General features: G+C 72.9%; 13 protein-coding genes. 6 read left to right on the top strand and 7 right to left on the bottom strand.

The genetic code is table 11. The annotated features are described in order from the left end of the window. Positions 1-8: 8 nt before the first annotated feature. Entirely contained in the window at positions 9-602 is a 594-nt protein-coding gene (gene leuD, locus K1J57_RS03980; RefSeq protein WP_220563124.1) for a 3-isopropylmalate dehydratase small subunit, read from the top strand. Between the two features lie 352 nt (positions 603-954). Next, a complete protein-coding gene (locus K1J57_RS03975; RefSeq protein WP_073379845.1) occupies positions 955-1,236 on the top strand; it encodes an HU family DNA-binding protein in 282 nt (93 codons plus the stop codon). A 91-nt stretch (positions 1,237-1,327) separates the two neighbouring features. Here the strand turns inward: K1J57_RS03975 and cofC are convergent, their stop codons facing one another. Beyond that, positions 1,328-2,014 carry a 2-phospho-L-lactate guanylyltransferase gene (cofC, locus tag K1J57_RS03970; RefSeq protein WP_255646831.1) on the bottom strand — a complete coding sequence of 229 codons (687 nt, stop codon included), beginning with the start codon at positions 2,012-2,014 and terminating at the stop codon, positions 1,328-1,330. 194 nt (positions 2,015-2,208) lie between these two features. Here cofC and K1J57_RS03965 point away from each other — a divergent pair, with 194 nt between their 5' ends. From K1J57_RS03965 to K1J57_RS03950, 4 genes are read left to right on the top strand one after another with little or no spacing between them, the layout of a single operon-like run. Then, positions 2,209-3,012, top strand: a complete 804-nt coding sequence (locus tag K1J57_RS03965; RefSeq protein WP_220563123.1) for a 1-acyl-sn-glycerol-3-phosphate acyltransferase — start codon at positions 2,209-2,211, stop codon at positions 3,010-3,012. Further along, positions 3,009-4,073 carry an NAD(P)H-dependent glycerol-3-phosphate dehydrogenase gene (locus K1J57_RS03960; RefSeq protein WP_220563122.1) on the top strand — a complete coding sequence of 355 codons (1,065 nt, stop codon included), beginning with the start codon at positions 3,009-3,011 and terminating at the stop codon, positions 4,071-4,073. The genes K1J57_RS03965 and K1J57_RS03960 overlap by 4 nt, the downstream gene beginning before the upstream one ends. Before the next feature lie 12 nt (positions 4,074-4,085). Beyond that, complete coding sequence (locus K1J57_RS03955) at positions 4,086-5,294, top strand: PLP-dependent aspartate aminotransferase family protein (protein WP_220563121.1); 1,209 nt, start codon at positions 4,086-4,088, stop codon at positions 5,292-5,294. A gap of 60 nt (positions 5,295-5,354) precedes the next feature. Then, positions 5,355-6,482: a D-alanine--D-alanine ligase family protein gene (locus K1J57_RS03950; RefSeq protein WP_220563120.1), complete on the top strand. Its 1,128-nt coding sequence runs from the start codon at positions 5,355-5,357 to the stop codon at positions 6,480-6,482. A gap of 73 nt (positions 6,483-6,555) precedes the next feature. Here the strand turns inward: K1J57_RS03950 and K1J57_RS03945 are convergent, their stop codons facing one another. From K1J57_RS03945 to K1J57_RS03920, 6 genes are all read right to left on the bottom strand, one after another. Beyond that, positions 6,556-7,434: an EI24 domain-containing protein gene (locus K1J57_RS03945; RefSeq protein ID WP_220565334.1), complete on the bottom strand. Its 879-nt coding sequence runs from the start codon at positions 7,432-7,434 to the stop codon at positions 6,556-6,558. A gap of 94 nt (positions 7,435-7,528) precedes the next feature. After that, a complete protein-coding gene (cydC, locus tag K1J57_RS03940; protein ID WP_220563119.1) occupies positions 7,529-9,295 on the bottom strand; it encodes a thiol reductant ABC exporter subunit CydC in 1,767 nt (588 codons plus the stop codon). Beyond that, positions 9,292-11,010 (bottom strand): thiol reductant ABC exporter subunit CydD, encoded by a 1,719-nt coding sequence (gene cydD, locus K1J57_RS03935; RefSeq protein ID WP_220563118.1) that lies wholly within the window; start codon positions 11,008-11,010, stop codon positions 9,292-9,294. The genes cydC and cydD overlap by 4 nt, the downstream gene beginning before the upstream one ends. A gap of 120 nt (positions 11,011-11,130) precedes the next feature. Next, positions 11,131-12,156 carry a cytochrome d ubiquinol oxidase subunit II gene (gene cydB, locus K1J57_RS03930; protein ID WP_220565333.1) on the bottom strand — a complete coding sequence of 342 codons (1,026 nt, stop codon included), beginning with the start codon at positions 12,154-12,156 and terminating at the stop codon, positions 11,131-11,133. A 9-nt stretch (positions 12,157-12,165) separates the two neighbouring features. Further along, positions 12,166-13,623: a cytochrome ubiquinol oxidase subunit I gene (locus tag K1J57_RS03925; RefSeq protein WP_220563117.1), complete on the bottom strand. Its 1,458-nt coding sequence runs from the start codon at positions 13,621-13,623 to the stop codon at positions 12,166-12,168. A gap of 303 nt (positions 13,624-13,926) precedes the next feature. After that, entirely contained in the window at positions 13,927-14,658 is a 732-nt protein-coding gene (locus K1J57_RS03920) for a DUF305 domain-containing protein (RefSeq protein WP_220563116.1), read from the bottom strand. Positions 14,659-14,708: the final 50 nt, after the last annotated feature.

Raw genomic sequence — 14,708 nt, 5'->3', positions numbered from 1 at the left:
GACCTGCCATGGAGAAGTTCAACGTCCACACCGGTCGGGCCGTGCCGCTGCGCGCGAGCAACGTCGACACCGACCAGATCATCCCCGCCGTCTACCTCAAGCGGGTCAGCCGCACCGGGTTCGAGGACGGCCTGTTCGCCGAGTGGCGAGAGGACCCCGACTTCGTCCTCAACCGCCCCGAGTACCAGGGCGCGTCCGTGCTGGTGGCCGGGCCCGACTTCGGCACCGGCTCGTCCCGCGAGCACGCCGTGTGGGCGCTGCAGGACTACGGCTTCAAGACCGTGCTGTCCTCCCGGTTCGCCGACATCTTCCGCGGCAACTCCCTCAAGGGCGGCCTGCTGACCGTGCTGCTGCCGCAGGAGGTCATCGAGCGGCTCTGGAAGGCCGTCGAGGCCGACCCGGCCACCGAGATCACCGTGGACCTGGTGGAGCGCGAGGTGCGCGCTCCCGGGGCCGGCGTGCAGGAGGCGTTCGAGCTGGACGACTACACCCGCTGGCGGCTCCTGGAGGGCCTGGACGACATCGGGCTGACTCTGCGTCACACGGACGCGATCGCGGAGTTCGAGGAGCGGCGCAAGCCGTGGCTGCCGGTGACCCTGTAGCGGTCCGAACCCCTTACGGGACGGGGGTCGGCGGGGCTGTGTGACGCAGCGCACCCGCCGGCCCCCAAATATTTTACCTTTACTTGGCGTGACCGAACTGTGGTGCTCCCCGTATCCGTGAACAGGGTCCACCGCTCGCCCGGAATCCGGTTATACATAGGCATTTGAGGATCACAGAGAGGGGCAAAAGGGACCCGTCGGGATGCCTCCGAGTGCACGGCGAAGCCGTCCCGGAGAGTGACCGCGCAGGTCGGACCGGCCCCGACACGCCCTAACCGCAGGCGTTTGTATTTGTGCAAGGGCCTCTGTGTCCCCTAATTTCGTGCGAGCAAGGGGGAACCGGAGGAACCTTATGAACAAGCGTGACCTGATCGACGCGATCTCCGACCGACTCGGAGACAAGAAGACCGCGACCGAAGCGGTCAACGCTGTGCTTGAGACCATTCAGGCCACCGTGGCGTCGGGCGACAAGGTCGCCATCACCGGCTTCGGTGTTTTCGAGAAGGCCGAGCGGGCCGCGCGCACCGCTCGCAACCCCGCCACCGGCGCCACCATCGACGTTCCCGCGAGCTTCGTTCCGAAGTTCCGGGCCGGCGCCGACTTCAAGGCACTCGTCAACGGGGACAAGAAGTAGGCACGGTCGATCCGACCGTGACCGCGCTCCGCCCGGGTCCGCACGGACCCGGGCGGAGTCGTGTCCGGGGTCCGGGGCGGGCGGGCGCCCGTCAGGGGGCCCCGGGGCCGGGCTGGAGCAGCGCGGCGGCCAGCGACCGCGTGCGCGGGCCCACACCCAGCCCCAGCGCCGCCGCCAGGTCGGCGGGGGTGTCCACGTCCCGGCGCACCGATTCCACGTCTGGGAGCGGCAGCTCCACCGCGCCGGCGGCCAGGTGCCGCTCGCGCGAGGCGCCCTCGAAGGCGGGGGAGAACCGGTGCCCCGGCGACGCCGCGAACAGGGTCGTCCCCACCCCGGGGGCGTCGGCCAGGAACGAGCGGCCGTGCCCGGCCGCGGCCGCCAGCACACGGCCCAGCTCCGCCGGGCGCAGCGCGGGCAGGTCCGCCGACAGCGCGCACACGCCCGCCCCCGGCGCCCGCAGCCGCGCCGCGCGCGCCCCGTGCTCCAGCGCCGGGTTGAGGCCGGTGCCCGGCTCCCCGGTCACCACCGCCGCCCCCAGCGCCGCCAGCTCCGCCCCCGCCCTCGGGTCCTCGGTGACCGCGAACACCTCCGCCACCGCCGCACAGGCGAGCGCGGCGGCCACCGTGTCGCAGGCGAACGCCAGGGCCAGCTCCTCGCGCCGGGGGCCCAGGGCCGGGGCCAGGCGCGACTTGGCGAGCCCGAGGTGCTTGACTGGGATGACCAGGGACCAGCGCACCCCGGGGCCCGCGACCCCCTCCCGCTCTCCGACGCCGGCCACGCTCTCCCCCGGGACGCTCGTACGGCCACGACAGTGACGAGGGTAGGGCTTCACGGGGGCGGGGCCGGGCGGCGGCCGGGCCCGGAGACGTTCCGGCACCGTGACCTGCCCTTGCGGAGCGGGAGTGGGGCCGGGAGCGTCCTAGACTGAACCGATTGTGCTTCGAGGTCCGTTAGGGACCCGGGAGCGATGGAATGAGGAGTCCCGTGGCCAAGGCCAAGCAACGAGAATCGCGGTGGGTGAAGGCGGTCGTCTCCCGCATCGTCCGCTTCGTCCTGTGGTTCTTCACCAAGCCGGACTGGAAGGGCACCGAGAACGTTCCGGCCCAGGGCGGCGTGATCATCGCGACCAACCACCTGTCGCTGACGGACCCGCTGACGGTGGCGCACTTCCTCTACATCGGGGCCCGCCGCTGGCCCACCTTCACGATGAAGGACGGGGTCATGAAGATCCCCGTGGTGCGGTCGGTCGCCAAGAGCACGGGGCAGATCCCGGTCAAGCGCGGGACCACCGACGCCGTCAAGGCCCTCAAGGAGGCCGAGCTGGCGCTCACCCGGGACGGCTCGTCGGTGATCTTCTACCCCGAGGGCACCTGCACCCGGGACCCGGACCTGTGGCCGATGAGTGCCAAGACGGGTGTCGCCCGGCTGGCCCTGACCACCGGCGTCCCCGTCGTCCCGGTGGCCCACTGGGGCGAGCAGAACATCCTGCCCTACGGCTCCAAGAAGCCGAGGCTGTTCCCGCGCAAGCGCCTGGAGTTCCTGGCCGGCCCCCCGGTCGACCTGGACCGCTTCCGGGGGCGGCCGCTGACCGCGACGGTCCTCAAGGAGGCCACCGACGCGATCATGGACGACATCACCGCCCTCCAGGCGAAGATCCGCGGCGAGCAGCCGCCGGCGGTGCGCTACGACCTCAAGCGCGCGCGTCTGGAGGAGGCCGAGAAGAAGAGGGCCGGGGACGCCGGCGGCGACGACACGACGAAGGGTGCGGCGGAGTGACGGCGACGGGCAACGACAGCGCGCGGATCGCCGTCCTGGGCTCCGGGTCGTGGGGCACCGTGTTCGCGAACGTCATCGCGGACGCCGCCGCCCACACCCTGTCCCAGGACCCGTCCGCCCCCGCCGCGGAGGTCGTCCTGTGGGGGCGGCGGGCCGAGGTGGTCGACGCCGTCAACCGGACCTCCCAGAATCCCGACTACCTGCCGGGGCTCACGCTCAACCCGCGGCTGACCGCCACCACCGACGCCGCCAAGGCGCTGGCGGAGGCCGGGGTCGTCGTGATGGCGGTGCCGACCCAGTCGCTGCGGGACAACCTGGCGCAGTGGCGCGGGTACCTGCGCGAGGACGCCGTGGTCGTCAGCCTCATGAAGGGCGTGGAGCTGGGCACCCACCTGACCGCCTCGCAGATCATCGCGGAGGTGCTGGAGCTGCCCGCCGAGCGCATCGCCGTGGTCTCGGGCCCCAACCTGGCCCGGGAGATCGCCGAGCGCCAGCCCGCCACCGCCGTGGTCGCCTGCCCGCACGAGGAGACGGCCGTCCGCCTCCAGGCGCTGTTCAAGGCCCCGTACTTCCGCCCCTACACCAGCACCGACCTGGTGGGCGTGGAGATCGGCGGCGCCATGAAGAACGTGATCGCGCTGGCCGTGGGCGTGGCCGAGGGCATGGGCTTCGGCGACAACACCAAGGCGTCGCTCATCACCCGCGGCCTGGCCGAGACGACACGCCTGGCGGTGGCCCTGGGCGCCGACGAGCACACCCTGTCCGGACTGGCCGGAATGGGCGACCTCGTCGCGACATGCTCGTCGCCGCTGTCGCGGAACCGGACCTTCGGTGAGAAACTGGGCAAGGGCAAGACCCTGGAGCAGGTCATCGCCGAGACCCGGCAGACCGCGGAGGGGGTCAAGTCCTCGGAGTCGGTCCTGGAACTGGGCTGGGCCCGCGGGGTCGACCTGCCGATCACCGAGGCCGTCGTCAAGATGATGCACCACGACCTGAGCCCCGCGGAGGCGCTCGTCGCCTTCATGGCGCGCAGTGCCAAACCCGAGCGCTACGGGGTCTGAGAGCGAGCAGCGATGTCGTACACACCCGCGGCCGGGGGCGAGCACACCCGGGCGGTCTCCCCGCCGCCCGCGGCCGTCCCCGCCGAGCGTCCCATGCGGATGCCGGTCCACCGGGCGACCACCTACGCCTTCGACACCTCCCAGGACTACGCGGACGTGCTGTCCGGGGCGCAGCAGGGCTACTCCTACGCCCGCATCGACAGCCCCACCGTCGACGCCTTCGCCGAGGCGGTCGCGGCCCTGGAGGGCGCGGGCCTGCCCGACCGGGTGCGCGGCCAGGCGTTCGCCTCCGGGATGGGCGCGCTGAGCACCGTGTTCATGGCGCTCACCGAGGCCGGCTCGCACGTGGTCGCGGCGCGGTCCATCTACGGCAACACCTACTCGCTGCTGGACCGGCTGCTGCGCCGGTTCGGGGTGCGGACCGACTTCGTGGACATCACCGACCTGGACGCGGTGCGCGAGGCCGTGCGGCCGGGCACGGCGGTGCTGTTCACCGAGACCCTGTCCAACCCCACCATGACCGTCTCCGACCTGCCCGGGCTCGCCCAGATCGCCCGGGAGGCCGGGGCCGCCCTGGTGGTGGACTCCACGTTCGCCTCCCCGGCGGTGTGCCGGCCCCTGGAGTACGGGGCCGACATCGTGGTGCACTCGGCCACCAAGTACATCGGCGGACACAGCGACACCACCGGCGGCGTGGCCGTCGCCGCGCCCTCCTTCATCGACCGGATCCGGTCGGCCCGGATCGACCTGGGGCCCTGCCTGGCCCCCGACGAGGCGTACCTGCTGCACCGGGGCCTGGAGACGCTGCCGCTGCGGGTGCAGCGCCAGTGCGAGACCGCCGCGGCGTTCGCCGCCGCGCTCGCCGAGCACCCGCTGGTGGAGCGGGTCGACCACCCGTCCCTGGACTCGCACCCGCAGGCGGGGCTGGCGGCCAAGCTGTTCGACCCCGGGCGGTACGGGGCCGTCGTCACCGTCCACCCGCGCGGCGGCTGGGAGGCGGGGATGGCCTTCGCCGACCGCCTGAAGGTCGCCACCATCGCCGCGTCCCTGGGCGGCACCCACACCCTCGCCGGTCACGTCGCCTCCACGTCGCACCGGAACATGAACGACGTCGAACTGGCGGCCGCCGGCATCTCACCTGGTGCGGTGCGGTTCTCCATCGGCCTGGAGGACCCTCAGGACCTCATCGGGGACGCCCTGGCGGCCCTCGGGGGCAACTGACACACAGCGGGCCGGGAGAACCCCGGCCCCTTCCGGCAACGAGTACAAAGGGTCAGCACCATGTCGTCCGAGCAGCGAAGGATCCGGGTCGCCGTCGTCTTCGGCGGTCGCAGTTCCGAACACGAGATCTCCTGCGTCACCGCGGGCAGCGTCCTGTCGGTGATCGACCACGACCGCTACGAGGTCGTGCCGGTCGGCATCACCAAGACCGGCAACTGGGTGCTGACCTCCGGCGACCCGGAGCTCCTGCGCATCGAGGAGGGCACCAAGGCCCTGCCGACCGTGGCGGAGGAGGGCGGCAAGGACCTGGCCCTGCCGTTCGACGCCGCCGGGCAGCTGATGGTGGTGGACCCCGCGGACGGGCCCTCCCGGCTGGCCGAGGTGGACGTGGTGCTGCCGCTGCTGCACGGCCCCTTCGGCGAGGACGGCACCATCCAGGGGCTGTTCGAGATGATGGGCGTGCGCTACGCGGGCGCCGGGGTGTTCTCCAGCGCCGCCGCCATGGACAAGGTGTTCATGAAGGCCATCCTCACCGGCAACGGGATCCCCACCAGCGACTACGTGGCCATCACCGACCGGCGCTGGCGCACCGAGCGCAAGAAGGTCCTGGACGACATCGCCGAGCTGGGGGAGACGGTGTTCGTCAAGCCCGCCCGGGCGGGCAGCAGCGTGGGCATCAGCAAGGTGCGGGACTCCTCCGACGCCGACGCGGTGGTCGCGGCCGTCGAGGCGGCGCGCGAGCACGACCCCAAGGTGCTGGTCGAGGCCCAGGTCGTCGGGCGCGAGATCGAGTGCGGCGTGCTGGAGGCCGAGGACGGGGGCGTCCCCGACGTGTCCTTCCCGGCCGAGGTGCACGTGGCGGAGGGCTTCGACTTCTACGACTTCGAGGCCAAGTACCTGTCCAGCAGCGGGCTGACCATCCCGGCGGAGATCCCCGAGGACGTCACGGCGCGGCTGCGCGGGCTGGCCGCCGAGGTGTTCGAGGCGATGGGCTGCGAGGGGCTGGCCCGGGTGGACTTCTTCTACACCGAGGACGGCGAGGTCCTCGTCAACGAGCTGAACACGATGCCCGGGTTCACCCCGGCGTCGGCGTTCCCGCAGATGTGGGCGGCCACCGGGCTGGACTACGCGGCGCTGGTCGACCGGATGATCACGACGGCGCTGCGGCGCTCGCCCGGCCTGCGCTGACGCGAACCGGTACGTACGGGAAAGGGGGGCGGCCCGCTCGGGCCGCCCCCCTTTTCGTGTCCTCTTCGCGTTCTCAGGCCCCGGGGTGCGGGGGCGGTCCCTGCGGGTGCCCGGGCGGCGGGGCGACCGGCGGCCGGCTGTACGGGGGCGGGGGGACGGGCGGCCGCCCGGGCGGGGGAGCGACGCCCTTGGGCGCGTCGGGCACGCCCAGCAGCTGCCGGGCCAGGATGGTGCCGCCCGCCGTCGCGGCCGGGAACACCACGACCGCCAGGAACGGGATCGCCAGCAGCAGGTAGGTGGGGACCGTGAACCCCAGCACCCGCAGCCGCCGGGTGCCCATCCACTTGCGGCGCTCCTTGATGGTGAGGAACCCGCGGCGGTCGAACGAGCCCGCCACCAGTTCGATGCCCAGCAGCCAGCCGCCCAGCAGGGCGGCCAGCACCGAGCCGACGACCGGGCCGGCCAGCGGGACGAACCCGATGGCGAACACCAGGACCGTCACCAGCAGCGAGGCGAGGATGATCACCAGGGACTGGCGCACCGCCCGGCCCAGCGACGACCAGACCGACTCGTCGGACTCGGCGGGGGCGTTGCCCAGCTCCTGCTCGACCAGGTCGGTGATCTTGTCGTAGATCGGCGCGCCCAGGGCCAGCGTGATGGTGGTGAACGAGACCACCATCAGCAGGACCGTCCCGGCCAGGGCGCCGACGGCGACGGCGCCGCGGAGCAGGTTGCGCCAGACCTCGTCCCAGCCGTCGGCGAAGGGCGTCGCCCACGCGGCCAGGTCGGTCAGGTTCATCACCAGGAGCACGAACAGCGCGAGGAAGAGCAGCGACGTGATCAGGGCGGGGAGCGCGCCCAGGAGGAACAGGCGCGGTCTGCGCAGCAGCAGGCCGAAGCCGCGCGCCAGCGCGCCGACTCCGCCGAAGACTTCACGAACGGGATTGGGAATGGCCACGCTGGAACATTAGGGCAATCCCGCCCGCGCCTGCCAGTCGGCCCGTCCCCCCGGGACGCCCCCGCCTCCGCGGCGGGGGCCGCCCGGCTCAGAGGCCGGGGTGCACGTCGCGGTACCAGCCGTCGCGGGCCAGCAGCTCGGTGTGGGTGCCGGACTGCACGACGCGGCCGTCGCGGACCACGACGATGCGGTCGACCCGCTCCAGCCCGGTGAGGTCGTGGGTGATGAGCAGCGTCGAGTAGCCCTCGGCCGCCGCCAGCAGGTCCTCGACCACCGCGTCGCGGGTGTCCGGGTCCAGGTGGGCGGTGGGCTCGTCCAGCACCAGCACGCGGGGCGCGGCCAGCAGGGCGCGGGCCAGCGCCAGGCGCTGTACCATGCCGCCGCTCAATCCCAGGCCGTGGGTGCCGACGCGGGTGTCCAGGCCGTCGGGCATCGCCGCGACGTCGTCGGCCAGGCGGGCCCGGCGCAGCGCCGCCCACAGGTCGTCGTCGGACGCCTCCGGCCGGGCCAGCCTCAGGTTCTCGCGCAGGGTCGAGGCGAACACGTGCGGGTCCTGCGGCACCCCGGAGACCACGGCGCGCACCTCGTCGGCCGGGTACCCGGTGATGTCGGCGCCGCCGAGCTCCACGCGCCCCGCGTCGGGGTCGCGGAACCGCAGCAGGACGGAGGCCAGCGTGCTCTTGCCCGCGCCGCTGGGCCCCACCACCGCGACCGTCTCGCCCGCCGCGACGTCCAGGTCCACGCCGTCCAGGGCCCACGGCCCGTCCGGGGTGTAGCGCACCCGCAGCCCGCGGACCCGGACCGCGGAGTCCCCGTCCGGGTCCAGTCCCGTGCGGACCGCCGGGGCGACCGCCGCCGGGGTGTCCAGCACCCCGAACAGCCGCGCCCCGCTCTCCCGGATCGCGCCCAGCCGGGCGGCGACCGCGGGCAGCGGGGCGACGATCTCGAACGCAGCCAGGGTCACCAGCACCAGCACCGCCAGCGACACCGCGTCCAGCTCCCCGCCCTCGACGGCCAGCACCCCCAGGAACAGGGTGCCCCAGACGCTCAGCCCGGTGATGAGCGTCGTCGCGCCCGCCCCCAGCCCCAGCACCGCGGCGTCGCGCCGCGCCATCCGGGTCAGCTCCTCGTCGGCCTCGTACACGCGGGCCACCTGGCGGTCCATCGCCCCGTAGGCGATGAGGTCGGGCGCCCCGTGCAGGGTGTCCACCAGGGAGGTCGACAGCCGCCCGCGCGCCACCGCCTGGCGCCGCCCCGGGGCCCGGCCCAGCGCGGCGGCCGCCCAGGGCACCGCCAGCCCCGCCAGCAGCAGGCCCGCGGCCAGCAGCGCTCCGCCCGGCGCGTACACGGCGGTGACCACCAGGACGGTGACCCCGCCGGTCACCAGGGACACCAGCGGCGGGGTCAGGCCGCGCACCAGCAGGTCCAGGGTCGCCTCGGTGTCGTTGACCAGGCGCGACACCAGGTCGCCGGACCGGAACCGGCCGAAGGGCTCGGTGGCGGCGAGCCTGCGGTACACGCGCACCCGCACCTCGGCCAGCGTGCGGAACGCGGCGTCGTGGGTGACCAGCCGCTCCAGGTACCGGCTCACCCCCTTGCCGACGCCCAGCGCCCGGGTGGCCACCACCGAGACCCCCAGCGCGGTGATCCCCGGGTGCGAGGCCGCGGTGGCCAGCATCCACGCGGCCACCCCCAGCAGCGCCACACCGGAGCCGGTGGCCACCGCGCCCAGCAGGACGCCCAGCGCGAACCTCCCGGCCCGGGGCCGGGCCAGCGCGACCATCCGCCGCAGCGGGTCGCGGCGGCGCTCCGCCTCGGGCACGGGCGCGGCGTCGGCGGTATCGGTCGTGCTCATCGGTTCAGCGCCCCTTCACGGCCCGGCAGCGGGAGTTCCACGACCCGGGCGCCGAGGACGGCCTCGGCCCAGCCGGTGTCGTGGGCGACGATGACCGCGGTGCGCCCCCGCAGGAGGCGGTCCACGGCGGTGCGGACCGCGGCGGCGTTCTCCGGGTCCAGGTGGGCGGTGGGCTCGTCCAGCAGCACCAGCGGGGCGTCCCGGCAGAACGCCCGGGCCAGCGCGATCCGCTGGCGCTGGCCCGCCGAGAGCCGGGCGCCGCGCTCGCCGAGCCGGGTGTCGTACCCGTCGGGCAGCGCGGACACGAACCCGTCGGCCTCGGCCAGCCGGGCGGCCTCGCGCACCCGCTCCAGGGGGGTGTCGGGGGCGCCCAGCCGGATGTTGTCGGCCACCGAAACGTCGAACAGGTAGGGGTGCTGGGGCACCCAGGCCACCCCCAGCCGCCAGTCGTCGGCGGGGACGGACTCCAGCGGCTCCCACGCGCCGCCGGGCGCGCGCACCTCGACCCGCCCCTCCGAGGGGGTGTTCATCCGCAGCAGCAGCGACAGCAGGGTGGTCTTGCCCGACCCGCTGGGCCCGGTGAGCAGCACCCGCTCGCCCGAGCGCACCGTCAGGTCCACCCCGGACAGGGCGGGCAGGTCCCGCCCCGGGTAGGTCAGCGACACCCCGCTCAGCCGCAGGTCGCCGCCGGTCGCCGGGGACCGCTCCCCGGTGGGCGCGGGCGCGCCGCCGTCTGCGGTCCGGCGCCGCTCCAGCTCGGTGAACACCTGGTCGGCGGCGGCCACGCCCTCCATGCTCGCGTGGAACCGGGCGCCCACCTCGCGCAGAGGCAGGTAGGCCTCCGGCGCCAGGATCAGCACCAGCAGGGCGGTCTGGTAGTCCATGTACCCGCCCAGCAGCCGCAGCCCCACCTCCACGGCGACCAGCGCCACCGCCAGGGTGGCCAGCAGTTCCAGGGCGAACGCGGACAGGAACGCGATCCGCAGCGTCCCCATGGTCGCCCTGCGGTGCTCCTCGCCGACCCGCCGGATGAGCGCCGCCTGCGCCTTGGCCCGGCGGAACACCGCCAGGGTCGGCAGCCCCTCCACCACGTCCAGGAAGTGCCCGCCGAGCCTGCTCAGCAGCCGCCACTGCCGCTCGGTGCGGTTCTGCGTGTGCATGCCGATGAGCGCCATGAAGACGGGGATGAGCGGCACCGTCACCAGGATGACGACCCCGGAGATCCAGTCGGCCCAGAACACCACGGCCAGCACCGCGACCGGCACGATCGCCGCCAGCACCAGCTGGGGCAGGTAGCGGGCGAAGTAGTCGTCGAGCGCGTCCAGGCCCCGCGTGGCCAGGGTGACCAGCTCCCCGGCCTTGGGCGCCTCCCCGTCCTCGCCGCGCTGGGCGGTCCACACCGTCCCGTCGCCGGTGACGCGGTCGATCAGCCGGCGCCGCAGGATCGACTTGGTGCGGGCGGCGCTGTGCAGCGCCGACGCCTCGGCCGCGTAGGACAGCAGGGCGCGGACCAGGGCGATGCCGGCGACGGCGGCGACCGCCCACCCCAGGGGGGCGAACCCCGACCCGGCGAACACCTCCGAGATGACGTGGGCGAGCAGCCAGGCCTGGGCCAGGATCAGCCCGGTGATCGCCACCCCGCTGAGCACGGAGACGGCCAGGTGGGTGCGGACCGCCGACGCGGTCCGCACCAGGCGCGGATCGAGCGGTTTCAATGGGACCCCTTTGAGGGTGGCGGTGGACGGTGGGCGTTCGTGCCCAGTCTCGCCGATGGACACCGGATACGGGCACGGCCCCCGCCCCGGGCGATGGGGGAGGGGGCCGCGCCCTTCGGATCAGGCGCCGGAGCGCTGGGCCACGGACTCGCCGGTGACGGTGGCACCGGTGACCCGCTTGCGGAACACCCAGTAGCTCCAGCCCTGGTAGAGGAGCACCAGCGGCAGGAAGACGACGGCCACCCAGGTCATGATGGTGAGCGTGTAGTCCGCCGAGGAGGCGTTCTCGACGGTGAGGCTGAACGCCGGGTCGGTGGTGGAGGGCAGCACGTCCGGGAACAGCGACCCGAACAGGGTGACCACGGCGGCCAGGATGGTGGCCACCATGAGCCCGAACGCCAGGCCCTCGCGCCGCGCCCGGGCCGCCGCGACCCCGCCGACCAGGGCGAGGGCGGCCAGCGCCACGAGCGGCCAGGTCCACGCCTGCCCGTGGGCGAGCTGGGTCCACAGCAGGAACGCGGCCGCGGCGGGCACGGCGACGCAGGCGGTGCGCAGCGCGGCGGCGCGGGCGCGGACCCGGACCGGCCCGTCGGTCTTCAGGCTCAGGAACACCGCCCCGTGCAGGGTGAAGAGCGACAGGGTGGTGAGCCCGCCCAGCAGCGCGTACGGGTTGAACAGGTCCACCAGGGACGCGGTGACGATGTGGTCGGCGTCCATGGCCACACCCCGGACGACGTTGGCGAAGACGATCCCCCACAGCAGGGCCGGCGCGGCGCTGCCGAAGAAGATGGCCCGGTCCCACCACAGCCGCCAGACGGGGTCGTCCCGCTTGCCGCGGTACTCGAACGCCACACCGCGCAGGATGAGCGCGATGAGGATGACGAACAGCGGCAGGTAGAACCCGCTGAACAGGGAGGCGTACCAGGCGGGGAACGCGGCGAACGTGGCCCCGCCCGCCGTGATCAGCCAGACCTCGTTGGCGTCCCACACCGGTCCGATGGAGTTGATGGCGACCCTGCGGTCGACGGAGTCCCTTCTGCCCATGAACGGCATCAGGGTGCCGACGCCGAAGTCGAACCCCTCCAGGACGAAGTACCCGATCCACAGGACCGAGATGGCGATGAACCAGATGACGGCCAGATCCATGGTCATGTCCTAGTAGCTGAAGTGAGGGATCTTCGACTCGTCGCCGTCCCTCTCGAGGTCGGGGACGAGGTGGGACGGGCCCGCCTTGATGTACTTGACCAGCAGGCCGACCTCGACGACGGCGAGGACGCCGTAGACGAGGGTGAACCCGGTCAGGCTCAGGGCGACGGTGCCCAGGCTCACGCCGGGCGAGACGCTGGCGGCGGTGAGCAGGTAGCCGTGGACGGTCCAGGGCTGGCGGCCCATCTCGGTGAGCACCCAGCCGAAGATGTTGGCGGACAGGGCGGCGGGCAGGGCGAGCACGGCCAGCGGGTAGAACCAGCGGGTCAGCCTGCCGTGCACGGACGGCGTCCGGCCGCCGCGGGTGAGCCACAGCCCGAGCGCGGCGACGGCGACCCCGGCCATGCCCAGGCCCATCATGAGGCGGAACGACCAGTACGTGACGAACACGTTGGGGACGTAGTCCCCCTCGCCGTACTCGGCCTCGTAGGCCTCCTGGAGGTTGTTGATCCCGTGGACCTCGCCGTCGAACTCGCCGGTCGCGAGGAAGCTGAGGATGTTGGGGATGGTGATGTCGATGGGGTTGTACCGCGCCTCGGTGTCGCCGACGGCGAACGCGGAGAACGGCGCCCCCTCCTCGGTCTCCCACAGGGCCTCGGCCGCGGCGAGCTTCATGGGCTCGTACTGGGCGGCGAGCTTGGCCTGGTGGTCCCCGGAGAACACCACGATCACACCGGCGATGAGCGTGAACACCAGCCCGACCTTGAGCGTGCCGCGGAAGAGGGCGAAGTCGCCCTTGGGCGGGGTCGTGCCGCGGATCCCGGTGTCGTTGTGCCTCTGGTTGCGCCACAGCTTGTAGGCGCTGACGCAGACCACGAACAGCCCGGCGGTGATGAACGCGGCCGAGACGGTGTGCAGGTAGGTGGACCAGGCCTGGTCGTTGCTGAGCACGGCCCAGATGTCGTTGAGCTCGGCGCGCCCGTTCTCGGGGTTGACCTCGAACCCGACGGGGCGGCGCATCCAGGCGTTGGCGGCCAGGATGAAGTAGGCCGACAGGTTGGTGCCGATCGCCACCATCCAGATGCAGGCCAGGTGGGCGGCGCGGGGCAGCCGGTGCCAGCCGAAGATCCACAGGCCGATGAAGGTGGACTCCAGGAAGAAGGCGAGCAGCGCCTCCATCGCCAGCGGGGCGCCGAAGACGTCGCCGACGAACCGGGAGTACTCACTCCAGTTCATGCCGAACTGGAACTCCTGGACGATGCCGGTGACCACGCCCATGGCGAAGTTGATCAGGAAGAGCTTCCCGAAGAACTGGGTCGCCTGGAGGTACTCGTGCCTGCCGGTGCGGTACCAGACCGTCTGGAGGACGGCCACGATGAACGACAGGCCGATCGTCAACGGAACGAACAGGAAGTGGTAGATCGTGGTGACACCGAACTGCCACCGCGCGAGTTCAAGGGCTTCCATACCCGCCTCTCAGGTACCGACCACCGGTAGTACTACACATCGTAGTTCTACAACGTGTCGTAGTCGCCTCCGGGGGTCCGCGAAGGGTCCCCGAGAGGCTTCCGAGGGGGAGGGAGAGGGGGTCCCGGCCGGGGGAGAACGGTCGGAACGCGGTCGCGTGACCATTCTGACCTGGGAGGACGCGGAATCCCCGGAGGCCGGGGAGCCGTGTCTGTGGACTCGGACACATGCGGGGCCATCCCGGGAACGACGGAGGCGGCGCACCCCCGCGGGGATGCGCCGCCTCGGCGTCGACGGAGTCGGTCAGGTGTCGGTGCGGTCGGCCAGCATCCGCTCCATGAGGTCCACCTCGGCCCCCTGGGCGTCGATCATGCCCTGGGCGAAGTCCACGACCATCTCCTCCCGGCCCAGGTCCACCTCGGCCTCGGCCATCTCGATGCCGCCCAGGTGGTGGGCGATCATCAGCTCCAGGAAGACGATCTCGGCCTCCACGCCCTCGGCCGCCCGGAGCCCGTCGAGCTGCTCGGCGGTGGCCAGCCCCGGCATGGCCTCGGGCACCCCGCCGTCCCCGCCGCCGTGGTCGTGCCCCGCCATCCAGGCCATCGGCCGGTCCGGGGCGCGCATCGGCAGGTCCCAGGCCAGCAGCCACCCCTGCATGCGCCCCACCTGGGCCTGCTGGGTGCGGGCCATGTCGGTGGCGACGGTGTGCAGCTCGGGGTCCTCCGTCTTGTCGAGGATGATCATCGACATGTCCACGGCCTGGTTGTGGTGGACGCTCATGTCCCGCAGGAAGCCCGCGTCGGCACCGGTGTCCAGCGGGTACGAGGGGCGTCCCAGCAGGTAGCCGCCGAGCAGGGCGACTGCGACCAGGATCACTGCGGCCCAGGTCGGCACGGAGGCGAACGACGTCCTGCGGGGCTCGGACTCCTCCGGGAACTCCCCCGGAACGGCCTCCCCGCCGTCGTCCCCGGGTCCGTCCGCGGTGTGGCCGAGGTCACCGATCGGGTCGCGCTCGGTACCGCTTTCGTCTCCCATGGGAACCATCCTGGTCAAATCGCCCGACTCTGATGCCAAAGTAGAGGATA

The sequence above is a fragment of the Nocardiopsis sp. MT53 genome, assembly GCF_019598965.1.
Classification (GTDB): domain Bacteria; phylum Actinomycetota; class Actinomycetes; order Streptosporangiales; family Streptosporangiaceae; genus Nocardiopsis; species Nocardiopsis changdeensis.
This window is presented reverse-complemented; position numbering and strand designations above follow the sequence as displayed.

Bases quoted from the DNA above. Each gene is read 5' to 3' on its own strand.
- K1J57_RS03975 (WP_073379845.1), top strand. From the start codon at position 955: ATGAACAAGCGTGACCTGATCGACGCGATCTCCGACCGACTCGGAGAC.
- K1J57_RS03965 (WP_220563123.1), top strand. From the start codon at position 2,209: ATGAGGAGTCCCGTGGCCAAGGCCAAGCAACGAGAATCGCGGTGGGTG.
- K1J57_RS03955 (WP_220563121.1), top strand. From the start codon at position 4,086: ATGTCGTACACACCCGCGGCCGGGGGCGAGCACACCCGGGCGGTCTCC.
- leuD (WP_220563124.1), top strand. From the start codon at position 9: ATGGAGAAGTTCAACGTCCACACCGGTCGGGCCGTGCCGCTGCGCGCG.
- K1J57_RS03925 (WP_220563117.1), bottom strand. From the start codon at position 13,623: ATGGAAGCCCTTGAACTCGCGCGGTGGCAGTTCGGTGTCACCACGATC.
- cydB (WP_220565333.1), bottom strand. From the start codon at position 12,156: ATGGATCTGGCCGTCATCTGGTTCATCGCCATCTCGGTCCTGTGGATC.
- K1J57_RS03950 (WP_220563120.1), top strand. From the start codon at position 5,355: ATGTCGTCCGAGCAGCGAAGGATCCGGGTCGCCGTCGTCTTCGGCGGT.
- cydC (WP_220563119.1), bottom strand. From the start codon at position 9,295: ATGAGCACGACCGATACCGCCGACGCCGCGCCCGTGCCCGAGGCGGAG.
- K1J57_RS03920 (WP_220563116.1), bottom strand. From the start codon at position 14,658: ATGGGAGACGAAAGCGGTACCGAGCGCGACCCGATCGGTGACCTCGGC.